This is a genomic window from Streptomyces sp. NBC_00554 (assembly GCF_041431135.1).
In the GTDB taxonomy this organism is placed as follows: domain Bacteria; phylum Actinomycetota; class Actinomycetes; order Streptomycetales; family Streptomycetaceae; genus Streptomyces.
In genome coordinates this window covers 3495806-3521740 of the sequence record NZ_CP107799.1, presented here as the reverse complement: position 1 = coordinate 3521740, position 25935 = coordinate 3495806, and the positions used below count along the sequence as shown (strand labels likewise).

The 25935-nt window shown below is 67.3% G+C and carries 23 protein-coding genes; 16 read left to right on the top strand and 7 right to left on the bottom strand.

Translation table 11 applies throughout. From position 1 onward, the window contains the following. Nucleotides 1-117: 117 nt before the first annotated feature. From OG266_RS15140 to OG266_RS15110, 7 genes are all read left to right on the top strand, one after another. On the top strand, nucleotides 118-774 hold the full coding sequence (locus tag OG266_RS15140; protein ID WP_266454845.1) for a hypothetical protein: 657 nt from the start codon (nucleotides 118-120) through the stop codon (nucleotides 772-774). 158 nt (nucleotides 775-932) lie between these two features. Next, complete coding sequence (gene typA, locus OG266_RS15135) at nucleotides 933-2840, top strand: translational GTPase TypA (protein ID WP_266454843.1); 1908 nt, start codon at nucleotides 933-935, stop codon at nucleotides 2838-2840. 691 nt (nucleotides 2841-3531) lie between these two features. Then, a complete protein-coding gene (locus OG266_RS15130) occupies nucleotides 3532-4560 on the top strand; it encodes an ABC transporter permease (RefSeq protein WP_266454840.1) in 1029 nt (342 codons plus the stop codon). Nucleotides 4561-4662: 102 nt separating this feature from the next. Beyond that, nucleotides 4663-6459: an ABC transporter substrate-binding protein gene (locus tag OG266_RS15125; protein ID WP_371546142.1), complete on the top strand. Its 1797-nt coding sequence runs from the start codon at nucleotides 4663-4665 to the stop codon at nucleotides 6457-6459. Nucleotides 6460-6545: 86 nt separating this feature from the next. Further along, nucleotides 6546-7523, top strand: coding sequence for an ABC transporter permease (locus OG266_RS15120; RefSeq protein ID WP_371546140.1), 978 nt, complete (start codon nucleotides 6546-6548; stop codon nucleotides 7521-7523). A 126-nt stretch (nucleotides 7524-7649) separates the two neighbouring features. Beyond that, the gene (locus OG266_RS15115) at nucleotides 7650-8714 is read left to right on the top strand and encodes an ABC transporter ATP-binding protein (RefSeq protein ID WP_266454832.1); all 1065 of its coding nucleotides are present in this window, start codon (nucleotides 7650-7652) and stop codon (nucleotides 8712-8714) included. A gap of 11 nt (nucleotides 8715-8725) precedes the next feature. Beyond that, nucleotides 8726-9847, top strand: a complete 1122-nt coding sequence (locus tag OG266_RS15110) for an ABC transporter ATP-binding protein (protein WP_371546137.1) — start codon at nucleotides 8726-8728, stop codon at nucleotides 9845-9847. Here OG266_RS15110 and OG266_RS15105 read toward each other — a convergent pair. Beyond that, entirely contained in the window at nucleotides 9795-10631 is an 837-nt protein-coding gene (locus OG266_RS15105) for a methyltransferase domain-containing protein (protein ID WP_371546135.1), read from the bottom strand. The genes OG266_RS15110 and OG266_RS15105 overlap by 53 nt on opposite strands. 99 nt (nucleotides 10632-10730) lie before the next feature. Here OG266_RS15105 and OG266_RS15100 point away from each other — a divergent pair, with 99 nt between their 5' ends. From OG266_RS15100 to OG266_RS15085, 4 genes are read left to right on the top strand one after another with little or no spacing between them, the layout of a single operon-like run. Next, on the top strand, nucleotides 10731-11384 hold the full coding sequence (locus OG266_RS15100) for an HAD family hydrolase (RefSeq protein ID WP_371546133.1): 654 nt from the start codon (nucleotides 10731-10733) through the stop codon (nucleotides 11382-11384). Between the two features lie 41 nt (nucleotides 11385-11425). After that, complete coding sequence (locus OG266_RS15095) at nucleotides 11426-11932, top strand: DinB family protein (RefSeq protein ID WP_371546131.1); 507 nt, start codon at nucleotides 11426-11428, stop codon at nucleotides 11930-11932. An 11-nt stretch (nucleotides 11933-11943) separates the two neighbouring features. Then, the gene (locus tag OG266_RS15090) at nucleotides 11944-12336 is read left to right on the top strand and encodes a VOC family protein (protein ID WP_266454820.1); all 393 of its coding nucleotides are present in this window, start codon (nucleotides 11944-11946) and stop codon (nucleotides 12334-12336) included. 2 nt (nucleotides 12337-12338) lie between these two features. Continuing rightward, nucleotides 12339-12827: a GNAT family N-acetyltransferase gene (locus tag OG266_RS15085; protein WP_371546129.1), complete on the top strand. Its 489-nt coding sequence runs from the start codon at nucleotides 12339-12341 to the stop codon at nucleotides 12825-12827. On the opposite strand, the gene OG266_RS15080 is transcribed toward OG266_RS15085, so the two are convergent. The 6 genes from OG266_RS15080 to OG266_RS15055 form a co-directional block, all read right to left on the bottom strand. Then, a complete protein-coding gene (locus OG266_RS15080; protein WP_371546127.1) occupies nucleotides 12824-13399 on the bottom strand; it encodes a Uma2 family endonuclease in 576 nt (191 codons plus the stop codon). The two genes, OG266_RS15085 and OG266_RS15080, sit on opposite strands and share 4 nt — an antisense overlap. A 169-nt stretch (nucleotides 13400-13568) precedes the next feature. Continuing rightward, nucleotides 13569-14615 (bottom strand): ABC transporter ATP-binding protein, encoded by a 1047-nt coding sequence (locus OG266_RS15075; protein WP_266454815.1) that lies wholly within the window; start codon nucleotides 14613-14615, stop codon nucleotides 13569-13571. Nucleotides 14616-14641: 26 nt separating this feature from the next. Then, nucleotides 14642-15679, bottom strand: a complete 1038-nt coding sequence (locus tag OG266_RS15070) for an ABC transporter ATP-binding protein (protein WP_266454813.1) — start codon at nucleotides 15677-15679, stop codon at nucleotides 14642-14644. Between the two features lie 52 nt (nucleotides 15680-15731). Continuing rightward, a complete protein-coding gene (locus OG266_RS15065) occupies nucleotides 15732-16712 on the bottom strand; it encodes an ABC transporter permease (protein WP_371546124.1) in 981 nt (326 codons plus the stop codon). Between the two features lie 129 nt (nucleotides 16713-16841). Then, nucleotides 16842-18602, bottom strand: a complete 1761-nt coding sequence (locus OG266_RS15060; protein WP_266454808.1) for an ABC transporter substrate-binding protein — start codon at nucleotides 18600-18602, stop codon at nucleotides 16842-16844. 79 nt (nucleotides 18603-18681) lie between these two features. Beyond that, nucleotides 18682-19710 (bottom strand): ABC transporter permease, encoded by a 1029-nt coding sequence (locus tag OG266_RS15055; RefSeq protein ID WP_266454805.1) that lies wholly within the window; start codon nucleotides 19708-19710, stop codon nucleotides 18682-18684. Between the two features lie 523 nt (nucleotides 19711-20233). On the opposite strand from OG266_RS15055, the gene OG266_RS15050 reads away from it, so the two are divergent. Genes OG266_RS15050 through OG266_RS15030 form a run of 5 tightly spaced genes read left to right on the top strand, consistent with a single transcriptional unit; the run spans nucleotide 20234 to nucleotide 25923 of the window. Further along, a complete protein-coding gene (locus OG266_RS15050; protein ID WP_371546122.1) occupies nucleotides 20234-21862 on the top strand; it encodes an ABC transporter substrate-binding protein in 1629 nt (542 codons plus the stop codon). A 55-nt stretch (nucleotides 21863-21917) separates the two neighbouring features. Further along, nucleotides 21918-22841 (top strand): ABC transporter permease, encoded by a 924-nt coding sequence (locus OG266_RS15045; RefSeq protein WP_266454799.1) that lies wholly within the window; start codon nucleotides 21918-21920, stop codon nucleotides 22839-22841. Then, entirely contained in the window at nucleotides 22834-23856 is a 1023-nt protein-coding gene (locus OG266_RS15040; protein ID WP_371546120.1) for an ABC transporter permease, read from the top strand. The genes OG266_RS15045 and OG266_RS15040 overlap by 8 nt, the downstream gene beginning before the upstream one ends. Before the next feature lie 5 nt (nucleotides 23857-23861). Beyond that, on the top strand, nucleotides 23862-24848 hold the full coding sequence (locus OG266_RS15035; protein ID WP_371546117.1) for an ABC transporter ATP-binding protein: 987 nt from the start codon (nucleotides 23862-23864) through the stop codon (nucleotides 24846-24848). Further along, nucleotides 24829-25923: an ABC transporter ATP-binding protein gene (locus OG266_RS15030; protein WP_371546116.1), complete on the top strand. Its 1095-nt coding sequence runs from the start codon at nucleotides 24829-24831 to the stop codon at nucleotides 25921-25923. The genes OG266_RS15035 and OG266_RS15030 overlap by 20 nt, the downstream gene beginning before the upstream one ends. Nucleotides 25924-25935 lie beyond the last annotated feature (12 nt).

Sequence of the window (25935 nt, the reverse complement as noted above, 5' to 3'; positions counted from 1 at the left end):
TCAGTTTCTCCTCGCTCAGATCATCCTCAAGCCGAGTGCCGGGCGGGACCCGGCTGGGCAGAGTGTCCCCGACGGCCAGTGATCACCACCGGCCGCGGGGGACACCGGGGGATCACCATGCGCGAGCACGCTCTCAGGAACACGGCGGCGGGTCTCGCCGCAGCGGCGCTGCTCGTCGGCGCCGCGGGCTGTTCGAGCGGCGGGGCGGGCGATGACAAACAGGACAAGGCCGCGTCGTGCACACAGGGCACGTACGCCTGGTCCGGCATCGAACGCGAGCAGAAACTGACCGGGCTCGCCGACCCGATCCGGCTGAAGAAGAAGACGGACTCCGTGTCGGTGGACCTCGAGCCGCTGAGGGGCGTCAGTTACAAGCCCCACATGACCTCCATGGCCCCTGGGGTCCGCGCGGCCGACGCCATCAAGGCGCTGGGCCGGCATCTCAAGGCGGCGCAGCCCCTCGCGGCACCCTCGGAGCCGGCCGTGCCGAGCGAAGTCGGGGAGCACTTCGAGGCACATACAGGTGACCTCCAGGGGGCGTACTACGCATGGACGTACGTCGATCTGGTCGAGGCCGATTTCACGTACACCTGTCGCGGCGGCGGCGCCGACCCGGTCACGGGCCATGTACTGACCTGGGAGACCACCGGCACCGGGTTCCTGACCTGCGGCGACCCCATCGACGCCGCAGACCTCGCCTCACCGGACGCCGCCGAGCGCAGCGCCGCCCGGCAGACCTGCCCCGCAGATTCGCCCGCCGCGAAGACCGCCTGACCAGGAGCCCGAGACCGCGGCCGCGGGCCCGCGCGCACGGGCCCGCGGAGGCCGTCCCTGTCAGGGCCACGTACGATGGGGTAAGGCCGTGGCGTGTTCAGCCCGGCAGGCCCCGCACAGCGGAGGCCGTCCACTCACTCCGGGAGAAGCGCCTCAATATGGCCACGCGCCACGACATCCGCAACGTTGCCATCGTCGCCCACGTCGACCACGGCAAGACCACTCTGGTCGACGCCATGCTCAAGCAGGCCGGTGCCTTCGCCGCGCACGCCGCCGAGTCGCTTGACGACCGCATGATGGACTCGAATGACCTGGAGCGTGAGAAGGGCATCACGATCCTGGCCAAGAACACGGCCGTGAAGTACCACCCGAAGGATGGCGGCGACGTCATCACGATCAACATCATCGACACCCCCGGCCACGCCGACTTCGGCGGCGAGGTCGAGCGCGGTCTGTCGATGGTGGACGCGGTCGTGCTCCTCGTCGACGCCTCCGAGGGCCCGCTGCCCCAGACCCGCTTCGTGCTGCGCAAGGCGCTGCAGGCCCGCCTGCCCGTCATCCTGTGCATCAACAAGACGGACCGCCCCGACTCGCGCATCGACGAGGTCGTGAACGAGGCGTACGACCTCTTCCTCGACCTCGACGCCGACGAGGAGCAGATCGAGTTCCCGATCGTCTACGCGTGTGCGCGTGACGGCGTGGCCTCGCTGACCAAGCCGGAGAACGGCACCGTCCCGGCCGACAGCGACAGCCTGGAGCCGTTCTTCTCCACGATCCTGTCGCACGTCCCGGCTCCGGAGTACGACGAGGCGGCCCCGCTCCAGGCGCACGTCACCAACCTGGACGCCGACAACTTCCTCGGCCGTATCGCGCTGCTCCGCGTCGAGCAGGGTGAGCTGCGCAAGGGCCAGACCGTCACGTGGATCAAGCGCGACGGCACGATGTCCAACGTGCGCATCACCGAGCTGCTGATGACCGAGGCGCTCACCCGCAAGCCGGCCGAGAAGGCGGGCCCGGGTGACATCTGCGCGGTCGCGGGTATCCCGGAGATCATGATCGGTGAGACCCTCGCCGACCCCGAGAACCCCATCGCGCTGCCGCTCATCACGGTCGACGAGCCCGCGATCTCCATGACCATCGGTACGAACACCTCGCCGATGGTCGGCCGCGGCGCCACCGGCAAGGGCGCGGACGCCAAGGCCGCGGTCAAGGACCGCAAGGTCACCGCCCGTCAGGTCAAGGACCGCCTGGACCGCGAGCTGATCGGTAACGTCTCGCTGCGCGTGCTCGACACCGAGCGCCCCGACGCCTGGGAGGTGCAGGGCCGCGGTGAGCTGGCGCTGGCCATCCTGGTCGAGCAGATGCGCCGTGAGGGCTTCGAGCTGACCATCGGCAAGCCGCAGGTCGTCACGCAGATCGTCGACGGCAAGGTGCACGAGCCGGTCGAGCGCATGACGATCGACGTGCCCGAGGAGCACATGGGCGCCGTCACGCAGCTCATGGGCGTCCGCAAGGGCCGCATGGACAACATGTCGAACCACGGCTCCGGCTGGGTCCGCCTGGAGTTCGTCGTCCCCTCCCGCGGCCTCATCGGCTTCCGTACCGAGTTCCTGACCGGTACGCGCGGCACGGGCATCGCCCACTCCATCCACGAGGGCCACGAGCCGTGGTTCGGCACGCTGACGACCCGTAACAACGGCTCGCTGGTCGCCGACCGCTCGGGCGCCGTCACCGCGTTTGCGATGACGAACCTCCAGGAGCGCGGTGTGCTCTTCACCGACCCCGGCACCGAGGTGTACGAGGGCATGATCGTCGGCGAGAACTCGCGCGCCGACGACATGGACGTGAACATCACCAAGGAGAAGAAGCTCACGAACATGCGGTCGGCCGCGGCCGACTCGTTCGAGGCGATCGTCCCGCCGCGCAAGCTCTCCCTGGAGCAGTCGCTGGAGTTCTGCCGCGACGACGAGTGCGTCGAGGTGACCCCGGAGGCCGTTCGCATCCGCAAGGTCGTCCTCGACCAGAAGGAGCGCGGCCGCTCCGCCAGCCGCGCCAAGCACGGCTGATCCTTCGGCCGTCCTATACGTCCGGTACGGCTTTGTCCGTACCAACTGAGCCCGGGTTCCCCCATGATGGGGAGCCCGGGCTTTTTGCTGCGAAGGGCGCGCAAAGGGTGCGCGAAGGGCGAGGTGGTGGCTGTCGCGGCGGCCACCGCGAAGGACGCTGCGCAAGATCTAGCCGTCCCGGATGTCGCTCGCAACCGGTTTTCCCGTCGCCGCGTGTCCGAAATGCGGTTCCTCCCGCCCGATACGCATGTAACAAGTCCGTTTCGCGGGCTTCTCTCTCAGATCATTTTGTCCAGATTTTGGAAGATGTACGCGTCAGCTGTGATGGAACCGAGACCTAAAGGCAGTGGTCGGTATCTGGCTCATGTCAGATAGTTAGCCGCGTAACGCTCGGGTCAATGGGTCATGCGCTGCACGGGGCAGCGCCGACTCACGAGCACAGTGGGGTGCTTGACCCTCCGTCAGGGGTGTCGGAGGTCAAGCAAGAGCCCCTCCTGTCCGTGCACCGGTTGAGTCATGAGGAGGCACAAGATGCCAACTACGCGTGTTCACCTGCGAGTTGTCGCTTGCCGGGCCCTGGCGCCCAGCGACCACTAGGCATACGTCTCTCCTGATCCGCATGGTCCGAACCGTGGCCGCCCAAACTCTGTGGCGGCCCGCGGACTCGGCGTACCCATGAAATGGACGAATCATGACCAGTCCGATCGAGATCGAGGGCGCGGAAGCCTCCACCGACGTCGACGAGAAGGCCGAGCCGAAACGTTCCGAGCAGCCGGAGAAGCTGGAGGGGCGATCGCCCGGCCAGCTGATGTGGCGCCGGTTCAAGCGTGACCGCACCGGTGTGGTCTCCGCGTACATCGTGCTCTTCTTCTTCCTGATCGCCGCTGTGGCTCCGCTGATCTCGAAGGTGTACGGCAAGAATCCGTACACGCTCTACGGGCAGGAAGACCCCACGCTCCTGAACGACTTCAACATGCCGGCGGGTCCCAACGGCGGCATCACGTCGGAGTACTGGTTCGGGATCGAACCCACCCTGGGTCGCGATGTGTTCATGCAGCTCCTGTACGGCATGCGCACCTCGCTGTACACGGCGCTCGCGGCGACCGTCGCCATGGTGGTGATGGGCATTGTGATCGGCCTGGTCGGCGGGTACTTCGGCGGCAAGGTGGACTACTGGCTGGGCCGGTTCACGGACTTCATGCTGGCCTTCCCCAACCAGCTGTTCATGATCGCGGCGATGCCCGTGATCACGGTGGTCTTCGTCGCCCCCGACGAGGAGACGCCCACCTACATCCGCACGCTCGCCATCGTCGGCGTGCTGTGGTTCCTCGGCTGGATGGGGCTCTCCCGGCTGATCCGGGCGGTCACCCTGTCGCTGCGCGAGCGTGAGTTCGTCGAGGCCGCGAAGGTCGCCGGCGCCTCCCCGTGGCGGATCATCCGCAAGGAACTGCTGCCCAACCTCGTCACACCGATCCTGGTGCAGGGCACGTACATGCTGCCCAGCACCATTCTCTCGGTCGCGTTTCTCTCTTTCGTCGGCGTCGGGTACACCGAGCCGACGCCTGACTGGGGCCGGATGTTCGCCATTGGGTCGGACATCTACGAACAGGACCCCGTCTACATGTTCTTCCCGGGTGTCGCCATGGTCGTCTTCGTCGTGGCGTTCAACCTCCTCGGGGACTCCGTCCGGGATGCCTTCGATCCCAAGACGGGCCGCTGATTCCAGCGAGGGCCGCTGCCACCCGGGAGCCGGCGACGAACCGGCCGTGCACTGCAAGGCAGCACCAGTGATCACTACTCACAGGCAGGTGGACTCAACTCCATGAGCATCCTCAGTTCCCGCAGAGGGCGGACCGCAGTCGCCGCGGTCGCGGTCGGCGCCCTGGCGCTGGCCGGCTGCAGCAGCAGTGACAGCGGCAGCAACAACGACAAGAGCCAGCAGAAGGAAGACGCCGCCGCACAGTCCAACGCGGTGAAGATGGGCACCGCCGCGGACTCCACGGGTCCCGCCGAGGAGGTCGCGGGTGCCAAGTCCGGCGGCACCATACAGGTCTACAACGAGACCGACTTCTCGCACCTGGACCCGGCGCAGATCTACGTCAGCGACGGCGGCCTGCTCTCGAAGCTGATCTACCGCGGTCTGACCACGTACGTGGAAGACGGCAAGGGCGGCATCACCGTCGTCGGCGACCTCGCCACCGACCCGGGCAAGGTTTCCGACGGCGGCAAGACCTGGACGTTCACGCTGAAGGACGGCGTCAAGGACGAGACCGGTCATGTGATCGACTCGGCCGACGTCCGGCACACCTTCGAGCGGCTCTACGACCCGTTCATCACGGACGGCCCGTCCTACATCCAGCAGTGGCTGTCGGGCTCCGGCACCGCCTACCGCGACGCGTACGAGGGTCCGTTCAAGGGCAAGCACCTGCCGGACACCGTGCTGGCCACGCCCGACGCCAAGACCGTCGTCTTCAAGTTCAAGACCGCGCAGCCCGACCTGGCGCAGGCCCTGGCCATGGCCGGCTACTCCATCGTGCCCGAGAAGACGGACACGAAGGAGAAGTACGACACCGACCCGGTCGCCGTCGGCCCGTACAAGATCTCGGAGTTCAAGCCCGGCAAGAGCGTGACGCTGGTCAAGAACACCAACTGGGACCCGAGCACGGACCCGATGCGCCACCAGTACGTCGACGGCTTCGACATCGAGGTCAACCACGACGACGAGGACCAGACCAAGACGCTCCTCGCCGACCGCGGCGACGCCAAGAACGCGATCATGATGACCGGCCAGGTCGCCACCACCCAGGTGCAGAAGGTCGTGGCCGACCCCGCGGCGATGAAGCGCACTGTCCAGGGCTACGCGCCGTACGTCTGGCAGCTGAACTTCAACCTCGACCGCATCAAGGACAAGAAGATCCGCGACGCGATCACCCTGGCCATGCCGGCCACCTCGGTCTTCAGGGCCGACGGCGGTAACTACGGCGGTGAGGTCGCCAACAGCCTGATGTCGCCGACCACTCCGGGTTACGACAAGGCGTACGACCCCTTCAACCGGGCCAAGAAGCCCAACGGTGACATCGCGGCGGCCAAGAAGCTGATCGAGGAAGCCGGCGCCACGGGCAAGAAGGTCGTCTACGCCTACTCCAACACCCCGGTCCGCCAGCAGCAGGCCCTCCTCATCGAGGACGCCCTCACGAAGATCGGCCTGGACGTCCAGAAGAAGGAGATCGACTCCGCCACCTGGTACGAGCAGGTCGGCAAGGTCGACAACGGTCTCGACCTCTACATGACCGGCTGGGGCCAGGACTGGCCGTCCGCCAGCACGGTCTTCCCGCCGCTGTACGACGGCACGCAGATCCAGGACGGTTCGTCGAACTACGCGCACATCAACGACGACCACGTGAACTCCGAGATCGCCCGCATCCAGAAGATCACGGACGCGGTGGAGGCCACGAAGGCCTGGAACGCCCTCAACCAGTACATCAGCGAGAAGGTCAACCCGGCCGCCCCGATCTACTACACCAAGGTGTTCCAGATCGCCGGCTCCAACATCGGTGGCCTGCGCTACTCCACCGTGACCAGCTACACCGACCCGACTCGGGTCTTCCTCAAGAGCTGACCACGGTCCCGGGGGCGCACTCAGCGGAGTGCGCCCCCGGGTGCTCCTGTCCCTGGCCGCAGCCGTCCTGAGAGCAGCGTTCCGCCATGCTTCGATTCATCCTTCGCCGGACGTTCGGCGCGATGCTCATCCTTCTGCTGATCAGCGTCGTCACGTTCATCATGTATTACGCCATCCCCCAGGACCCGGCGACGCTTTCGTGCGGAAAGAACTGCACTCCGGACGCCCTGGCGATCATCCACAAGAACCTGGGCATGGACGATCCGCTGCCCGTGCAGTACTGGAAGTTCCTCTCCGGCGTCTTCGTCGGACGTGACTTCGCCGTGGGGCACTGCCCCGCACCCTGCTTCGGCGTCTCCTTCCGCGACCAGCAGATGGTCTGGGACACGATCATGGACCGCTTCCCGCTGACGCTGTCCCTCACGATCGGCGGACTGGTCGTCTTCCTCATCGTCGGTCTCGGCACCGGCATGATCGCCGCCCGCTTCCGTGGCACCTGGCTGGACAAGGCCGTCAGCACCTTCTCGCTGGTGCTCAGCTCGTTCCAGATCTACTTCCTCGGCCCGATCGTCCTCGGCATCTTCGTCTACAGCACGGGCTGGCTCGACAAGCCCAAGTACGTGCCGCTGACCGAGGATCCATGGGGCTGGTTCATGGGCCTGCTGATCCCCTGGCTCGTGATGTCCGTGATCTTCACCGCCAACTACACGCGTATGGCACGCTCGACGATGATCGAGCAGCTCCAGGAGGAGCATGTGCGCGCGGCCCGCGCGAAGGGCATGGCGGGCAGATACGTCTTCCTGCGGTACGCCTGGCGCGGCTCGCTCATCCCCATCCTCACCATCCTCGGCATGGACCTCTCCGCACTGCTCGGCGGCGCCATCGTCACCGAGTTCACCTTCGGCCTCGCGGGTCTCGGCCGGCTCGCGGTGGACTCGGTGGTCGGCAAGGACCTGCCGAAACTGATGGGCGTGATGCTCGTCAGCGCGGCGTTCATTCTTCTGCTCAACGTCATCGTGGATGCCCTGTACGCGGTGGTCGACCCGCGCATCCGGCTGGCGTAGTCCCGTAGTCCCGTAGTCCCGTAGTCCCGTAGTCCCGTAGTCCCGTAGTCCCGAGTTCTGTAATTCCGTAGTAGCTCTGCCGTAGTCCTGCTCGTCGTCCTGCTCGTAGTACCGGGAGAAACCGCAGTGACCACTCTCACCAAGCCGGAGGACGCGCCGGCTCCCACCGGATCCGACGCGTTCCTCTCGGTCCGCGACCTGCACGTGCGGTTCTCCACGGAGGACGGCGACGTCAAAGCGGTCGACGGTCTCTCCTTCGATCTGGAGCGCGGTACGACCCTCGGCATCGTCGGCGAGTCCGGGTCCGGGAAGTCCGTCACCAACCTGACCATCCTGGGCCTGCACAGCCCGCTGAACACCACCGTCGAGGGCGAGATCGTCCTCGACGGCAAAGAGCTGACCACCGCCACGGAGCACGAGCTGGAGAAGCTCCGCGGCAACAAGATGGCGATGATCTTCCAGGACGCGCTGACCGCCCTTTCGCCGTACCACACGGTCGGCCGACAGATCGGTGAGCCGTTCCGCAAGCACACCGGGGCCTCCAAGAGGGAGGCGAAGGCGCGGGCGATCGAGATGCTGACGAAGGTCGGCATCCCGCACGCCAAGGAGCGTGTGGACGACTATCCGCACCAGTTCTCCGGCGGTATGCGCCAGCGCGTGATGATCGCGATGTCCCTGGTCTGCAACCCGGATCTGCTGATCGCCGACGAGCCGACGACGGCCCTCGACGTGACCGTGCAGGCGCAGATCCTGGACCTCCTGAAAGACCTCCAGCAGGAGTTCGGCTCCGCCATCATCATGATCACCCACGATCTCGGGGTGGTCGCGAACATGGCGGACGACCTGCTGGTGATGTACGCGGGCCGGGCGGTGGAGCGCGGCACGGTCCGCGAGGTGCTCAAGTCCCCGCAACACCCGTACACCTGGGGACTGCTGGGATCCATGCCGCGCCTCACGGCCGACGTCGACGAACCGCTGACCCCCATCCCGGGCGCGCCCCCGTCGCTGCTGAACCCGCCCTCGGGGTGCCCGTTCCACCCGCGGTGCACCTTCACGCGTGAGGTCGAGGGCTCCGACCGGTGCGTGGACATCCGGCCCGAACTCCCGGTGGGGCGTGGCTCGGCCTGCCATCTGACACCGGACCAAAAGAGCCACATCTTCACCGACACGATTCGGCCCAGGCTGGGCTGAGGGGACTGACTGTGAGCGACGAGAAAACCGCGGTCGTGACCGACGCGATCCCCGGGCAGCGGGAAGAGACACGCGAACCGCTGCTGAGTGTCACCGACTTGAAGAAGCACTTCCCGGTGAAGGGAGGCTTCCCGATCAAGCGCACGGTCGGCGCCGTCCAGGCCGTGGACGGGGTCTCCTTCGACGTGTTCCCCGGCGAGAGCCTGGGCCTGGTGGGCGAGTCCGGCTGCGGCAAGTCCACCACCGGACGGCTGCTGACCCGGCTCCTGGAGCCGACCGGCGGCACGATCTCCTACCGCGGAAAGGACATCAGCCGCTCCACCCGGCGCCAGCTGCGCCCGATCCGCTCCGAGATCCAGATGATCTTCCAGGATCCGTACGCCTCCCTGAACCCCCGGCAGACGGTCGGCACGATCATCTCCGCCCCGATGGAGATCAACGGCGTCAATCCGCCGGGCGGCCGCGAGGCCCGGGTGCGGGAGCTCCTTGAGACCGTCGGCCTCAACCCCGAGCACTACAACCGCTTCCCGCACGAGTTCTCCGGCGGACAGCGGCAACGTATCGGCGTGGCAAGGGCGTTGGCGCTCGCACCCAAGCTGATCGTGGCGGACGAGCCGGTGTCCGCGCTGGACGTCTCGATCCAGGCGCAGGTCGTGAACCTGCTCCAGGAGGTCCAGCGGGAGATGGGCATCGCGTTCGTCTTCATCGCCCACGACCTGGCGATCGTGCGGCACTTCTCGCAGCGCGTCGCGGTCATGTACCTCGGCAAGATCGTGGAGATCGCCGACCGTACGTCGCTGTACACCGGCCCGCGCCACCCGTACACCCACGCGCTGATGTCGGCCGTCCCCGACGCCGACATCGATGCCGAGAAGAAGGAACGCATCCGCCTCGAGGGTGACGTGCCTTCCCCCATCAACCCGCCGTCCGGCTGCCGCTTCCGCACCCGCTGCTGGAAGGCGCAGGACAAGTGCGCGCAGGAGGAGCCGCCGCTGGTCCGCCTTTCGGGTAACGCCGAGGGGCATTTGACGGCCTGTCACTTCCCGGAGGACCCGACGACCGGGGCCCGCGCGCAGGACATCATCCTGGATCCGGCGCTGGCGGCGCTGGAGGAAGAGATCGCGAAGGACTGAGGAGACCGCGGCCCGTCGGACGGGCCACGGTGATGATCTCCGGGGCGGTGGGGGTGAGCGGCCCCCGCCCCCAGTCCCCGAACCGTTCGGCCACGGCGAAGCCCGCCTCGGTGAGGAACCCGTCGAGCGCGTCCGGGTCCAGGAACCGCAGAGTGCTGCTACTGACCCGCGGCTGCTCCCACCCCGGGTGGTCGAAGGTCTCGGTGAACGTGACACGGTCCCCGGCCTCGGGTGCCTCGGCCTCGTGCCAGACGCGTACGACTTCGCCGTGGGCGTCCGTCACCTCGCGGACCTGCTCCGGAGTCCACCTCTCCCAGGCGCGGGCGGCGGGGTTGCGGGTCTCGAAGACGAAGTGGCCGTCGTCGGAGAGGGCCTGGCGTATCGCGGCCAGGGCACCGCGTAACTCCTCATCGCCCAGCAGTACTTGAAACGCGTGGCCGGTCATCACGACGAGGTCGAACTCCCGCTCCCAGTGCGCCGCTGTGAGATCGCCGAGCACCCACTCGACGGCCGCTCGTTGATCGCGGCCAGGGCCCCCGCCTCCCGCGCCCGCCCGCCGCCGCGCCTGCACCAGCATGGCCGCGGCGGGATCGAGCCCGCACAGCCGCCCCTCGTGCCCGGCCTCCAGAGCCCGCCCGAGCAGCCGCCCCGTGCCGCACCCGACATCGAGCACGGACCGCGCGGACAGCACAAGGTCCAGGTAGAAGTCGTCACTTCGTCCCCACGGATTGAGGGCGTCGTACAGGGCGGCCAGTGAGAGGTCACTGAACGAACGGTCAGCCATCGAAGCAGTCTCTCAGCCCGTAGGCTCGCCCGAACCACTGATGGGGACACTGGCGGCCGCTCGCGAGACTGCCGGTAACTGCGGGGAGGAACGCGGGAGTTGGCAGAGAGCGCGGTGGGGGCCTTCCTCTTCGACGTGGACGGCGTACTGATCGCCACCGCGGACGCGCACGGACGGGTCTGGCGTGCCTGGGCCCGGCTGCGCGGCCTGGACCCCGAGGAGGTCTGGGAGGCCACGCAGGGCCGACGCCGGACGGACATCCTCCGGCTCCTCGCCCCGCAGCTGGATCCCGCCGGGGAACACCTGGTCCTGGACCGGCTGATGGCCGCCGAGGAACCCGGGTTCCGTGCCTTCGACGGCGCCGCCGCGCTGCTGCGGTCCCTGCCGCCGCACCTGTGGGCGGTCGTCACCTCCAGCCGCGCGCACCCCACCGCGGCCCGCCTCGCCCGTACCGGGCTGCCCGTTCCCGGCGTACGGATCTGCGCCGAGGACGTCTCCGAGGGCAAGCCCTCGCCGGAGGGCTACCTCACCGCCGCCGCCCGGCTGGCGGTCGACCCGGCCCGCTGCGTGGTCGTCGAGGACTCGCCCCCGGGCATCGAGGCCGGGCTCGCCGCCGGCTGCACGGTGTACGCCGTGGCCTCCACGCACCGCCCCGCCGAACTGGCCCGTGCCCACGCCTGCTTTCCCTCGCTGTCGGAGGCGGGCCGGGCGCTGACCGCCGTACACCGGAGTCGGCTCGACGACGGCTGTTAATGGCTCGACATCGAACGGGCGACCGGGGATGCTTCACCCCGATGACGACGCGAACAGACACGCCTCCCGCCTGGGACGAGCGCACACAGCTGGCCACCTTCCTCGACTACGTCCGCGCCACGGCCCACGCCAAGTGCGAGGACGTCTCCCCGGAGGACGCCCGCAAGGCCCCGCTGCCCGGCTCCCCGCTGATGACCCTGTGCGGACTGATCAACCACCTTCGCTGGGTCGAGTACTACTGGTTCCAGGTGGTGTTCCTCGGCGAGGAGGACGAGGGTCCCTGGACGGACGAGGACCCCGACCGCGAGATGCGCATCGCCGTCGACTTCCCGCTGGCGGACCTGCTCGCCCAGTACGAGGAACAGTGCGTCCGCTACCGCCTGCTGGTGGCCGAGCACGACCTCGACACCAACGCCAAGCGGGTCCGGCGCGAAGGGCGCGCCGTCAACCTCCGCTGGATCCTCCTCCACTTGATCGAGGAGACGGCCCGCCACAACGGCCACCTCGACATCCTGCGCGAACTGGCCGACGGCCGGACCGGCGACTAGACCACCAGACCATGGGAGAGACAGGGTTGTTGAACCCCACCATCCGCACCCTCACCTTCGACTGCACCGGAGATCCGTACGATCTCGGCCTCTTCTGGAGCGAGTTGCTCGGCCGCCCACTGGACGACGACGACAAGCCCGGCGACCCGGAGGCGGTGATCCGGGACCCGTCCGGCGGACCGACGCTCCTCTTCGTGCACGTCCCGGAGGGCAAGGCGGCCAAGAACCGCGTCCACCTGGACCTGGAGCCGCACGGCAGGACAAGGGCGGCGGAGGTCACCCGCGCCCTCGCCCTCGGCGCCCGCCGGATCGCGGACCACACCCGCCCGGACGGCGGCGGCTGGGTGGTCCTGGCGGATCCCGAGGGCAACGAATTCTGTGTGGAGCGGGGGGAGTTGGGCTGAGAATGACGGACCTTCGCCTGGAGAAGGTGACCCCGGACAACATCGACGCGGCCATCGCCCTGAAGGTCAGGCCGGAGCAGGAGCGCTTCGTCTCTCCGGTGGTGAACTCGCTCGCCGAGGCGTACGTGCATCCCGAGAAGGCCTGGCCCCGCCTGATCTTCGACGGCGATGACCTGGTCGGCTTCGTCATGGCCTTCTTCGACATCCGCTTCAACCCCGAAATCCCGGACGACCGGCCGCGCTCCGGCCTCTGGCGCCTGAACATCGCCGACGGCCGGCAGGGGCGTGGATACGGGCGGTTCGCCGTCGAGGCCGTGTGCGAGGAGATCCGCACGCGTGGCCGCCAGTCCCGCGCCACGGTGACCTGGGCCGAGGGGGAGGGCGGGCCCGAGGGGTTCTATCTGGGGCTCGGGTTCCGGCGTACGGGGGAGATGAGCGGGGATCAGGTTGTGGGGGAGTTGGAGCTGGCTGCGGTGCACCCCCGCGGCTAGGCCCCGGCCTTCCCGTAGCGGCGGAAGGCGCCGGTCTCCACCGTCCACGGGCCGAACGGCACTGTGTCGCCGAAGATGTACGGGTCCTTGTGCTGGTAGCGGTCCTTGCACGGGTCGGAGTGCACCTCGATGGTGCCCGTGCGGGGGTCGACGATCATGTAGTGGGGGATGCCCATGGCCGGGTATTCGGCGAGCTTCTCGCCGTAGTCATTGTTCGGATTGGACGGAGAGACGATCTCGATGGCCGCCAGTACCTGAGTGGCGTCGACGGCGAGACCTTCTCCTTCGAACACGTCCCAAGGGAGAACTATGGCGTCCGGGCGTCGCATACGACCGATCGAAGGATGCTCGATTTCGGGGCCGTTCGCGCACACGTATGTGGGGTGCGTGGCGGAGAGCTGCGCGTTGATCTGGTCGCGAATGCGGTGAATCAGCACCTCGTGGCGCTTCGAAGGGCTCATCATCGCGAGGAACGGGCCGGAAGGGCCGATCTCCACGTTCCAGGATCCCTCAAGGTGCTCGGCGTACTCGGTGAGCTCCTCGGCGATCGCGCGCATCTTCGCGTAGTCCATGCTTTTCAGAGTAGCGAGATGGATGCCCCCGGGCTTGTCCAAGACGAAGGCCCGCACCCCGAAAGGGTGCGGGCCTCCGTTCCCCGGGGACCGGAAGTTCGTCTGCTCGGGTCAATGGGCCGGCGAAAATCGGGTCCCGTGGGTCATGGGCTGACGGAATTGGGGTGTGTCAGGCCGTGACCTCGGGGTCCTTGGCGAGGCGGGGAGCCGGGACGGTCTCCTTGACCTCGGGGTAGTGGCACGCCGTCAGGTGACCCTCGCTGCTGCCCTCGATGTGGACCAGCGTCGGGGCCTCCGTCGCGCACTTGTCCGTCGCCTTCCAGCAGCGGGTGCGGAAGCGGCAGCCGGACGGCGGGTTGATGGGGGAGGGCACGTCGCCGGTGAGGCGGATGCGGTCGCGGGCCGGGGTGTCGTCCGCCCTGGCCTCGGGGACGGCGGAGAGCAGCGCGCGCGTGTAGGGGTGGCGCGGGTTGTCGTACAGGTCCGCGCGGTCGGCGATCTCGACGATCTTGCCGAGGTACATGACCGCGACGCGCTGCGAGAAGTGCCGGACGATCGCCAGGTCGTGGGCGATGAAGACGAACGCGATGCCCAGGTCCCGCTGGAGCTCCTGGAGCAGGTTCACGACCTGCGCCTGGATCGAGACGTCGAGGGCCGAGACCGGCTCGTCCGCCACGATCAGCTTCGGCTCCAGGGCCAGTGCGCGGGCCACGCCGATGCGCTGGCGCTGTCCGCCGGAGAACTCGTGCGGGAAGCGGTTGTAGTGCTCGGGGTTGAGGCCGACGGTCTCGAGCAGCTCGCGTACGCGCTTCTCGCGGCCGCCCGCCGGGTTGATGCCGTTGACCTCCATCGGACCCGAGATGATCTTGCCGACCGTGTGCCTCGGGTTCAGCGAGGCGTACGGGTCCTGGAAGATCATCTGGATCTCGGAGCGGACCGGCGCGAGCTGCTTGCGGTTCGCGTGCGTGATGTCCTGGCCGCGGTACTTGATCGTGCCGGCCGTCGGTTCCAGGAGCCGCGTGATCAGCCGGCCCGTCGTCGACTTGCCGCAGCCGGACTCACCGACCAGACCCAGGGCCTCGCCCTCGGCCACCTGGAAGTCCAGCCCGTCCACGGCCTGGACCGCACCCACCGTCCGGCGGATGGGGAAACCACCCTTGATCGGGAAGTGCTTGGTCAGACCGGTGACGTCCAGGAGGGGGTTCGTTTTGCTCATGATCGTGAAATCCCGTCAGGTGTACGTCAGTTGGACCGGCTGCCGGCGAATTCGGCGAAGAAGTCGCGGCGCTGGTCGGCGGTCAGGTGGCAGGCGGAGCCTCGTCCGTCCGTGATCTCGAGAAGGGGGCGCTCGGAGGAGCAGCGCCCGTCCCCGACCTTCTCGGTGAAGCTGCACCGGGGGTGGAACCGGCAGCCCGTCGGCGGGTTCAGCAGCGAGGGCGGCGAGCCCGGGATCGGCGACAGCGGAACGTCGACCGGACCGTCCAGCGTCGGCATCGAGCTGAGCAGCCCCCAGGTGTACGGGTGCTGCGGCGCCCGCAGCACCTCCCGCTTGGTCCCGCGCTCCACGCACCGGCCGCCGTACATCACCAGCACCTCGTCCGCGATGTCCGCGATGACACCGAGGTCGTGGGTGATGAAGATGATCGCCGTGCCGAACTCCTTCTGGAGGTCCTTGAGGAGGTCCATGATCTGGGCCTGCACGGTGACGTCGAGCGCGGTGGTCGGCTCGTCCGCGATCAGCAGCTCCGGGTCGCAGACCAGCGCCATCGCGATCATCGCGCGCTGGCGCATACCGCCGGAGAACTGGTGCGGGTAGTCGTCCACACGCACATCGGGCTGCGGGATGCCGACGCGGGTCAGCATCTCGATGGCCCGCGCCCGGGCCTCCTTCTTGGAGCAGCCGGTGTGCTTGCGGTACGTCTCACCGATCTGCCTGCCGATGGTGTGGTATGGCGACAGCGAGGTCAGCGCGTCCTGGAAGATCATCGACATCTTGTTGCCGCGCAGCTTCTCCAGGGTCTTCTCCGGAGCGCCGTTCAGCTCCTGGCCGTCGAGGGTGATGGAGCCCTCGACGGTTGTGCTGTCCGGGTTGTGCAGCCCCAGGATGGTCAGGTTGGTGACCGACTTGCCGGACCCCGACTCGCCCACGATGCCCAGCGTCTTGCCGCGTACGAGGTCGAACGAGAGACCGTCGACGGCCTTGACGGTGCCGTCCTCGGTCGAGAAGTGCACCTTCAGGTCCTTGACGGACAGGAAGGGCTGCTGGTCGGTGCTCGTCACGGGGACGCTCCTGAGGGGGTGATGCGGGGTAGCTGGTGGGGGCGGCGGCGGATCAGGCGAGCCGGATACGCGGGTCGATCAGGGCGTACAGGGCGTCCACGACGATGTTGGCGACGACCACGAAGGAAGCGGTGATCACCATGATGCCGAGCAGCATGGGCAGGTCGCTCGTGGTCACCGACTTCACGGCGAGCATGCCGACGCCCTGGAGGCTGAAGGTCTTCTCGGTGATCATCGCGCCGCCGAGGAGGACGCCGAGGTCGATGCCGAAGATGGTGACGATCGGTCCCATCGCGCCGCGCCAGGCGAAGCGGAAGAAGACGTTGCTGGCGGAGAGGCCCTTGGCCCGGGCGGTGCGGACGTAGTCCTCGTTGAGCTGCTCGACCAGTTGGGAGCGCGTCATACGGGTGTAGTTCGCGGTCCAGATCAGCGCCAGGACCAGCCAGGGAAGCATGAGTCCGTTGGCCCAGGAGGCTGGGTTGTGGGTGAAGTTGGTGTACGAGGGCTGGTCCAGGATGTGCCACTGGTACACGAAGAAGTACAGGGCCAGCGTGCCCACGAAGTAGATCTGCATCGACGAGGCGATCAGCGAGGCGCTACTGGCGAGCTTGTCGGTGGCCTTGCCCTGCTTCACGGCGGCGAGCATGCCCATACCGATGCCGAAGATCAGGAACACCACGGAGGAGCCGATGGCGAGGGAGACCGTGGTCGGGAACCGGTCCAGGATCGTCGCGAGGACGGGCTCACGGTTGACGAACGAGTAGCCCAGGCACGGCGCGTCGCAGTGGCCGAAGGACGCGAAGTCCCGGCCGAGGAAGATGCCCGACAGCCAGTGCCAGTACTGCACGGGCAGCGGGTCGGTGATCCCCATGTTGTGGCGGATCAACTGGAGCGTCTCCGGGGTGCAGAGCTTGCCGCAGGCCAGTCGGGCCGGGTCGCGCGGCACCGCGTAGAAGAGCATGAACGTGACGGCGCTGATGATCACCAGCGTTATCACGGCGCCGAGGATGCGGCGGACGAGAAAGCGAAGCATGGGGAGTGGCTTTCCTGGGATGGGCCGTCGTGCGGAGCGAATGCGGACCGGGAGTGACGAGAGGCCACGGAAGGCGGGGCCGAGGGTGGGGCGGCCGTGGCCGCCCCACCCGTCAGGTGTGGATCAGAACTACTTGACGTACAGCTTGTAGAGCATGCAGCCGTCGAAGTTCGGGTCCATCTTCACGTTGCCGAGCTTGGAGCCGTGAAGGTAGATGCGCTTCATGTACACGTCGGGGACGAAGGCGCCGGTCTCCGTGACCTGCTTGTCCAGGGCGGCCCACATCTTGTTGGCCTTGTCCTGGTCCGTCTCGGCCGTGGCGGCCTTGATGGCGGCGTCGACCTTCGGGTCCTTGAGGTGCGCGTAGTTCGAGCCGCCGTCGGTGATGGTGCTGCTGTCGAACAGCGGCTGGAAGACCGAGTAACCGGTCGGCCAGTCGGCGGACCAGCCACCCCAGTAGACGTCGTACGGGTTGTCGACCTTGCCGATCGCGTCGTACCAGGTGGTGGAGTCGATGCCCTTGGTGACGACGTCGAAGCCGGCCGCCTTGAGGGCGTTCTCGACGACGACCTTGATCTTCGTCTGGGTGTCGTCGATCTGGTACGCGTAGACGATCTTGTAGTTGGCCTTGCCGGCCTTCTCCAGGATCTTCTTCGCGGCCGCCGGGTCGCCCGCGGGGGTCTTGAGCTTGCCCCACACGTCCTGCGACTCGTAGCCGGCCACGAGCGGGCTCATGATGCCGGTGGCGTAGTCGCCACGGACGCTGCCGCCCTGCAGCTGGCGGATCTGCGCGGTCGGCCAGGCCTTGATGATGGCCTCGCGGACGGCCAGGTCCTTGACCCGGGTGGTGTTGACCCAGTAGACGCTGACGCCGCTGCCGAGCTCCTCGAAGACGCGGTCCTTGGCCTCCGTCTGGGCCTTCGTGACGCGCTCCTGGGGGATCGTGCGCCAGCTGACGGCGTACTGGTCCTTGCCGGAGTCCGCCAGCAGGCGGTCGATGGCGGTCAGCTGCTCGATGCCGAAGGCGAAGTCGAACTGGTCCGGGTAGGCGTTGCGGATCGGGTCGGTGGCCGGGTCCCAGTTCTCGTTGCGGACGAAGACCATCGACTTGTCGGTGACGTGGGACTTCACCCGGTAAGGACCGTTGGAGTACGGCTTCTTGTCGTAGTTCTCCTTGGTGTCGTGCTTCACCGGGGTGGGAGCGTACGACTGCATCGCGACGACGTAGTTGAAGTCGGGACGCGCCTCGGAGAGGTGGAAGGTGACCGTCTTGCCGCTGGTCACGACCGACTTGAGGTGCTTGCCGCTGTACGGGCCCGAGTACGACTTGCGGTAGTCCTGCGAGCCGGTCAGCCACGACTGGACGTACATGGCGCCCTCGGTGATGAAGCTGGCGAAGGCGCGCTCGATGCCGTGGCGGACGTCGTCGACGGTGACGTCGGAGCCGTCCTCCCACTTGACGCCGTCCTTCAGGGTGAAGGCCCAGGTCTTGCCGCCGTCCGACATGGTGCCCGTGTCGGTCGCGAGGTCGCCGACCAGCATCTGGGAACCGTCGTCGGCGATCTTGTAGCCGGTCAGGGTGCGGGAGAGGACGATCGCGGCGAGCGAGTTCCACGCGTAGTAGATGCGCTGCGGGTCGAGGTGCGAGACGTCGTCGTCGTTCAGCAGGTAGACGGTGCCGCCCTTCTTCGCACCGGAAACCTCGGGGGCCGGGCCCGTGGAGTCGGCCTCGGTGCCGATCTTCACCACGGTGGCTTCGGCCTTGGCGGCGTTCTGCTTACCGGTGGTGCCGCCGCTGCCGGAGTTGCCGCTGCTGCACGCGGAGAGCACGGAGCTCGACGCGGCCACAACACCGGTGGCTATCAGGAAGTTTCTGCGCGAAAAAGACATCGCATCCTGCCTTGAAGTGAGTGAGATGAGAGAAAGCCGGCACCCGGCGTCGTTGCCGTGGTCCTGAAAAGGGCCGGAGTCAGCGCTTGGTCTTCGGGTCGAGTGCGTCACGCACCGAGTCGCCGAGGAGGTTGAACGCCAGGACGAAGATCACCATCGTCAGACCCGGGAAGAGCAGGTAGGTGATGTCTTCCTGGTAGACCTGGGCGGCGCGCCCGATCATGACGCCCCAGTCGGGGGTCGGGTCCTGGATACCGACGCCGAGGAAGGCGAGACCCGCCTCCGTGGTGACCATCAGCGGCAGGTTGAGCGTTGCCTGGATGAGGATCGGCGTCCACAGGTTGGGGAGCAGTTCCTTGAAGATGATGCGGGCCGGCGACGCGCCCGTGACCTTGGCGGCCTCGACGAACTCCCGCTCGCGCAGGGCCAGTACCTGGCCGCGCAGAAGTCGGGCGATGGAGGCCCAGCCGAAGGCGGTGAGGATGCCGACGAGAGTGGCCACGGTGAGCCAGACCGGCGTGTTCTCGTCTGCCGACACGAACAGCGCGAGCACCACGGGGGTGAAGGCGACGAAGAACAGCTGGGAGGGGAAGGCGAGCAGGATGTCGATGACCCGGCCGATGAACCAGTCCGACTTGCCGCCCAGATAGCCCGCGGTGACACCCACGGCCACACCGATGATCACGACGAGCACCGTGACCGCAGTGGCGATCAGCAGCGAGTTGCGGATGGCGTAGAGCAGGAAGGTGAAGACGTCCCGGCCGAGCCCCGGCTCGATGCCGAACCAGAAGTCGCTGCTCATACCGCCGTTCGGCAGGACGGGGTAGCTGTTGTCGGCGAGCAGGCCGGGGAGGTTTATCCCGTATGTCGTGTACGGGTCCTTGCCGTACAGCTTGGCTATCAGCGGAGCGGCGATCGCGATGACGAAGAAGAAGATCACGATGAACGCCGATATGACGCCCGTGCGATCCCGTTTGAAGCGGAGCCATGCGAGCTGTCCCGGGGACCGGCTCTCGTTGGCCTTGGGAGCGGGAGAAGTGATCGACTTCTCGACGCTCTCGTCGGTCACCTCAAGCGGGGCGGCCGCGGAAGGAGTAGGGGGGGTCATGGTGCTCCGTGCCCGTGGGGTCAAGGGCTCCGCAGGGCGCTCCCTACGGGCTACGCCGGACTTTTTCAACGCAATTCATGCAAGGTCAATAAAATCTGGCTCCCCTTGGGTTTCTCTTTACTTTCTTTGCCTGGGCTTGACCTCGACGTAACTACGCGTGTAGCGCTCCGTGGCCGATCCGTGTCCAGAAACGGACCAACTGCCCTAATCGGGCAAGGGGTTCGATATGCGGACGCCCAAGTCTCGGAATGCGTACATCTGGTGCACGCAATTCAACGGTTCGGCATCGAACAATGAAGATCCATTGCGTCGGCCGTCCGGAGCGTTTGCGTCCGGTCTGCCGACAACCGGAGTGCTGGATTCCGGGGTGCGTGCATATGGCTGGCACTTCCACTCGGAAGGGTGGGCTGGATATGCGATATGGCCGGTATCGCCGGATATTGAGCGCTAAAGGCACAGCGCACCGGAGCCGAGAGCGTTCGACCGGCGCCGGCGGCACAGCGCACTCTTGAGGAGGCACTCCATGCGTGGAGCCACGCACGCCAAATGGGCCGCATGCGCGGCGGCGGTAGCCCTCGCGGCGACCGCCTGCGGAGGCGGGGACAGTGACAGCGGCGGCGACGGCACCGGTGTCGTGAGTTCCTCGTGGGGAGACCCGCAGAACCCGCTGGAACCGGCCAACACCAACGAGGTCCAGGGCGGCAAGGTCCTCGACATGATCTTCCGCGGGCTCAAGCGGTACAACGCCAAGACCGGCGCCGCCGAGGACATGCTCGCCGAGAAGGTCGAGAGCACGGACTCGCAGAACTTCACCATCACGATCAAGGACGGCTGGAAGTTCAGCAACGGAGAGGCCGTCACCGCGCAGTCCTTCGTCGACGCGTGGAACTACGGGGCCAGCCTGAAGAACAACCAGAAGAACGCGTACTTCTACGGGTACATCGACGGCTACGACAAGACCCACCCCGAAAAGGGGACGCAGAGCGCCGACACCCTCTCCGGGCTCAAGGTCACCGGCACCAACACCTTCACCGTCAAGCTCAACCAGAAGTTCTCGACCTTCCCCGACACCCTCGGCTACGCGGCCTACTCGCCGCTGCCCAAGGCGTTCTTCGACGACCACGCAGCCTGGCTGAAAAAGCCCGTCGGCAACGGGCCCTACACCGTGGACTCGTACACCAAGGGCTCGCAGATGTCCCTGCGGAAGTGGGACGGCTACTCCGGCGAGGACAAGGCGCAGAACGGCGGGGTGGACCTCAAGGTCTACACCGACAACAACACCGCCTACACCGACCTCCTGGCCGGCAACCTCGACCTCGTCGATGACGTACCCGCCTCCCAGCTCAAGAACGTGCAGAGCGACCTCGGTGACCGGTACATCAATACGCCCGCCGGCATCATCCAGACGCTCGCTTTCCCGTTCTATGACAAGAATTGGGACAAAGCGGGGATGGAGAAGGTCCGCCAGGGACTGTCCATGGCGATCAACCGCGAGCAGATCACCGACACGATCTTCCAGAAGACCCGCACCCCGGCCTCCGACTGGACCTCCCCGGTGCTCGGGGAAGAGGGCGGCTTCAAGGAGGGGCTGTGCGGTGACGCCTGCGAGTACAACGCGAGCGAGGCCAAGAAGCTGATCGAGGAGGGCGGCGGCCTTCCCGGCGGGCAGATCAAGATCTCGTACAACGCGGACACCGGCTCGCACAAGGAGTGGGTCGACGCCGTCTGCAACTCCATCAACAACGCCCTCGGCAACGACAAGGCCTGCGTCGGCAACCCCGTCGGCACCTTCGCCGACTTCCGCGACCAGATCACCTCGGACAAGATGTCGGGCCCCTTCCGGGCCGGCTGGCAGATGGACTACCCGCTGATCCAGAACTTCCTGCAGCCGCTGTACTACACCAACGCCTCCTCCAACGACGGCAAGTGGACCAACGCGGACTTCGACAAGCTCGTCGACGAGGCGAACGCCGAGACCGACCAGGCCAAGGCCGTGAAGCTCTTCCAGCAGGCCGAGGAGGTCCTGCGGGACGACATGGGCGCCATCCCGCTCTGGTACCAGAACGGCAGCGCCGGCTACTCGGACAAGGTCTCCGACGTGGCGCTCAACCAGTTCAGCGTCCCCGTCTACAACGAGATCACCGTCAACTGAGCCGCGCCGGGCGGCCCCCTCGACGGGGCCGCCCTCACCCACCCCCGGAGCCCTCATGGGACGGTACGTAATCCGGCGCCTGCTGCAGATGATCCCGGTCTTCATCGGCGCCACCCTGCTGATCTTCCTCATGGTCAACGTGATGGGCGACCCCATCGCGGGCCTGTGCGGGGACCGGGCCTGCGACCCCGCCACCGCCGCCCAGCTGGAGAAGGAGTTCGGCCTCGACAAGCCGGTGTGGCAGCAATACCTGACCTACATGGGCAATGTCTTCACCGGCGACTTCGGCACCGCCTTCAACGGGCAGCCGGTCACCGAGCTGATGTCGACCGCCTTCCCGGTCACCATCCGGCTGACCATCGTCGCGATCCTCTTCGAGATCGTCATCGGCATCGCGCTGGGCGTCATCACCGGCCTGCGCCGCGGGAAGCCCGTCGACACCGGCGTCCTGCTGGGCACCCTCGTCGTCATCTCGGTGCCCGTCTTCGTCACCGGCCTGGTGCTCCAACTGCTGCTCGGCGTCGAATGGGGCTGGATCAAGCCGTCGGTCTCCTCCGACGCCACCTTCGGCGAACTGATCGTGCCCGGCCTGGTCCTTGCCTCCGTCTCCCTCGCCTACGTGACCCGGCTGACCCGGACCTCCATCGCGGAGAACAAGCGGTCCGACTACGTCCGTACGGCGATCGCCAAGGGCCTGCCCCGGCGCCGGGTGATCACCAAGCACCTGCTGCGGAACTCACTCATCCCCGTGGTCACGTTCATCGGCACGGACATCGGCGCGCTCATGGGCGGCGCGATCGTCACCGAGCGGATCTTCAACATCCACGGCGTCGGCTTCCAGCTCTACCAGGGGATCCTCCGGCAGAACACGCAGACCGTCGTCGGTTTCGTGACCGTCCTGGTCCTCGTCTTCCTGGTCGCCAACCTGCTCGTCGACCTGCTGTACGCCGTACTCGACCCGAGGATCCGCTATGCCTGAACCCCAGCCACCGGAGTCACCGGAGCCCTGGATGTCGGGCGGCGGCCGCGCCCCGGAGGACGGCGCGATCGCCGCCACGGGCATGGGCGGCGCCATGGACCTCGCCATGAGCGAGGCGGAGACCCTGGAGAAGACACCGGGAGGACCCGAGGGCACCGGCCCGCAGGAGAAGCCCCGGAGCCTCTGGTCCGACGCCTGGCGCGATCTGCGGCGCAACCCCGTCTTCATCATCGCCGGGCTGGTCATCCTCTTTCTGGTGGTCATCTCGCTCTGGCCCTCGCTGATCGCCTCCCAGAACCCGCTCAACTGCGACCTGGCCAAGGCGCAGGAGGGTTCGCAGCCCGGACACCCCTTCGGGTTCGACGGACAGGGCTGCGACGTCTACACGCGCACGGTGTACGGCACGCGCGTCTCGATCTCCGTCGGTGTCTGTGCCACCCTCGGGGTCGCGATCCTCGGATCGCTGCTCGGCGGGCTCGCCGGCTTCTTCGGCGGGGTGTGGGACTCGGTGCTGTCCCGGGTCACGGACGTCTTCTTCGCGATCCCCGTGGTGCTCGGCGGCCTGGTCCTGCTTTCCGTAGTGACGAGCAACACGGTCTGGCCGGTCATCGGGTTCATGGTGCTGCTCGGCTGGCCGCAGCTCTCCCGCATCGCACGCGGCTCCGTCATCACCACCAAGCACAACGACTACGTCCAGGCCGCCCGTGCCCTCGGCGCCTCCAACTCCCGGCTCCTGCTGCGGCACATCGCGCCGAACGCCGTCGCGCCGGTGATCGTCGTGGCGACCATCGCGCTCGGCACGTACATTTCTCTGGAGGCGACCCTCTCCTACCTCGGTGTCGGCCTGAAGCCCCCCACGGTCTCCTGGGGCATCGACATCTCCTCGGCGTCCGCGTACATCCGCCAGGCCCCGCACATGCTCCTGTGGCCCGCCGGAGCCCTGGCGATCACCGTCCTGGCGTTCATCATGCTCGGCGACGCGGTGCGCGACGCCCTCGACCCGAAGCTGAGGTGACGGCCGTGCTGCTCGAAGTGCGCGATCTGCACGTGGAGTTCAGGACCAGGGACGGGGTCGCCAAGGCCGTCAACGGGGTCAACTACAGCGTGGACGAGGGCGAGACCCTCGCCGTGCTCGGCGAGTCCGGCTCCGGCAAATCGGTGACCGCGCAGGCCGTCATGGGCATCCTCGACATGCCGCCCGGGAAGATCACCGGCGGTGAAGTCCTCTTCCAGGGCCGGGACTTGCTCAAGCTCAAGGAGGAGGAGCGGCGCAAGGTCCGCGGCGCCGAGATGGCGATGATCTTCCAGGACGCGCTCTCGTCCCTGAACCCGGTGCTCTCCGTGGGCGACCAGCTCGGCGAGATGTTCACCGTGCACCGCGGGATGTCCAGGAAGGACGCCCGGGCCAAGGCCATCGAGCTGATGGAGCGGGTGCGGATCCCGGCCGCCGCCGAGCGCGTACGCGACTATCCCCACCAGTTCTCCGGCGGCATGCGCCAGCGCATCATGATCGCCATGGCGCTGGCCCTCGAACCCGCCCTGATCATCGCCGACGAACCGACCACCGCGCTCGACGTCACCGTCCAGGCCCAAGTCATGGACCTGCTCGCCGAGTTGCAGCGCGAGCTGCACATGGGGCTCATCCTCATCACCCACGACCTCGGCGTGGTCGCGGACGTCGCCGACAAGATCGCCGTGATGTACGCGGGCCGGATCGTCGAGTCGGCGCCGGTCCACGACATCTACAAGGCCCCCGCGCACCCGTACACCAAGGGCCTCCTCGAGTCGATCCCGCGCCTGGACCAGAAGGGCCAGGAGCTCTACGCCATCAAGGGCCTGCCGCCGAACTTGATGCACATCCCCCCGGGCTGCGCCTTCAACCCCCGCTGCCCGATGGCCCAGGACATCTGCCGGACCGACGTGCCCCCGCTCGCGGAGGTCGACGAGGAACGCAGAAGCGCCTGCTTCTTCTGGAGGGAGTGCCTCGATGACACAAGCAGCCACTGAGGCGACGCAGGCAGCCGCCGAGGCGATTCTGGAGGTCAGTGGGCTGGTCAAGCACTACCCGCTGACCCAGGGCATCGTCTTCAGGAAGCAGGTGGGGGCCGTCAAGGCCGTCGACGGCGTCGACTTCCACCTCGCCCGGGGCGAGACCCTCGGCATCGTCGGCGAGTCCGGCTGCGGCAAGTCGACGGTCGCCAGGATGCTGGTCAACCTGGAGAAACCGACGGAAGGGACGATCAAGTACAAGGGCGAGGACATCACCAGGATGTCCGGCAAGGCGCTGAAAGCCGTACGGCGCAACATCCAGATGGTCTTCCAGGACCCGTACACCTCGCTCAACCCGCGCATGACCGTCGGCGACATCATCGGTGAGCCGTACGAGATCCATCCCGAGGTGGCGCCGAAGGGCGACCGGCGGCAGAAGGTCCAGGACCTGCTCGACGTGGTCGGACTGAACCCCGAGTACATCAACCGCTACCCGCACCAGTTCTCCGGCGGCCAGCGCCAACGCATCGGTATCGCACGGGGGTTGGCGCTGCGCCCCGAGATCATCGTCGCGGACGAACCGGTGTCCGCGCTCGACGTCTCGGTGCAGGCGCAGGTGATCAACCTGCTCGACCGACTCCAGGACGAGTTCGATCTGTCGTACGTCTTCATCGCGCACGACCTCTCCATCGTGCGGCACATCTCCGACCGGGTCGGCGTGATGTACCTCGGGCGGATCGTGGAGACCGGCAGGGACGCCGAGATCTACGACCACCCGACGCATCCCTACACGCAGGCGCTGCTCTCCGCCGTGCCCGTCCCCGACCCCGAGGCCCGTGAGCACCGCGAGCGGATCATCCTCAGCGGGGATGTGCCGTCCCCGGCGAACATCCCGTCCGGCTGCCGGTTCCGCACCCGCTGCTGGAAGGCGCAGGAGCGCTGCACCCTTGAGGTGCCGCTGCTCGCGGTGCCCGCGGAGTTCCGGCTCGTCGAGGGGCCGGCCGCGCACGACTCGGCCTGTCACTTCGCGGAGGAGAAGCACGTCGTCCCCACCGGTGAGACGCCGGACGATCATGCGGAGGGATCGTCATAGACGTACAAATGT

What these genes read in the sequence shown, in the direction of transcription:
- OG266_RS15140 (WP_266454845.1), top strand. Translation starts at nt 118, where the DNA reads ATGCGCGAGCACGCTCTCAGGAACACGGCGGCGGGTCTCGCCGCAGCG.
- typA (WP_266454843.1), top strand. Translation starts at nt 933, where the DNA reads ATGGCCACGCGCCACGACATCCGCAACGTTGCCATCGTCGCCCACGTC.
- OG266_RS15130 (WP_266454840.1), top strand. Translation starts at nt 3,532, where the DNA reads ATGACCAGTCCGATCGAGATCGAGGGCGCGGAAGCCTCCACCGACGTC.
- OG266_RS15125 (WP_371546142.1), top strand. Translation starts at nt 4,663, where the DNA reads ATGAGCATCCTCAGTTCCCGCAGAGGGCGGACCGCAGTCGCCGCGGTC.
- OG266_RS15120 (WP_371546140.1), top strand. Translation starts at nt 6,546, where the DNA reads ATGCTTCGATTCATCCTTCGCCGGACGTTCGGCGCGATGCTCATCCTT.
- OG266_RS15105 (WP_371546135.1), bottom strand. Translation starts at nt 10,631, where the DNA reads ATGGCTGACCGTTCGTTCAGTGACCTCTCACTGGCCGCCCTGTACGAC.
- OG266_RS15095 (WP_371546131.1), top strand. Translation starts at nt 11,426, where the DNA reads ATGACGACGCGAACAGACACGCCTCCCGCCTGGGACGAGCGCACACAG.
- OG266_RS15090 (WP_266454820.1), top strand. Translation starts at nt 11,944, where the DNA reads ATGGGAGAGACAGGGTTGTTGAACCCCACCATCCGCACCCTCACCTTC.
- OG266_RS15085 (WP_371546129.1), top strand. Translation starts at nt 12,339, where the DNA reads ATGACGGACCTTCGCCTGGAGAAGGTGACCCCGGACAACATCGACGCG.
- OG266_RS15080 (WP_371546127.1), bottom strand. Translation starts at nt 13,399, where the DNA reads ATGGACTACGCGAAGATGCGCGCGATCGCCGAGGAGCTCACCGAGTAC.
- OG266_RS15075 (WP_266454815.1), bottom strand. Translation starts at nt 14,615, where the DNA reads ATGAGCAAAACGAACCCCCTCCTGGACGTCACCGGTCTGACCAAGCAC.
- OG266_RS15065 (WP_371546124.1), bottom strand. Translation starts at nt 16,712, where the DNA reads ATGCTTCGCTTTCTCGTCCGCCGCATCCTCGGCGCCGTGATAACGCTG.
- OG266_RS15060 (WP_266454808.1), bottom strand. Translation starts at nt 18,602, where the DNA reads ATGTCTTTTTCGCGCAGAAACTTCCTGATAGCCACCGGTGTTGTGGCC.
- OG266_RS15055 (WP_266454805.1), bottom strand. Translation starts at nt 19,710, where the DNA reads ATGACCCCCCCTACTCCTTCCGCGGCCGCCCCGCTTGAGGTGACCGAC.
- OG266_RS15050 (WP_371546122.1), top strand. Translation starts at nt 20,234, where the DNA reads ATGCGTGGAGCCACGCACGCCAAATGGGCCGCATGCGCGGCGGCGGTA.
- OG266_RS15045 (WP_266454799.1), top strand. Translation starts at nt 21,918, where the DNA reads ATGGGACGGTACGTAATCCGGCGCCTGCTGCAGATGATCCCGGTCTTC.
- OG266_RS15040 (WP_371546120.1), top strand. Translation starts at nt 22,834, where the DNA reads ATGCCTGAACCCCAGCCACCGGAGTCACCGGAGCCCTGGATGTCGGGC.
- OG266_RS15030 (WP_371546116.1), top strand. Translation starts at nt 24,829, where the DNA reads ATGACACAAGCAGCCACTGAGGCGACGCAGGCAGCCGCCGAGGCGATT.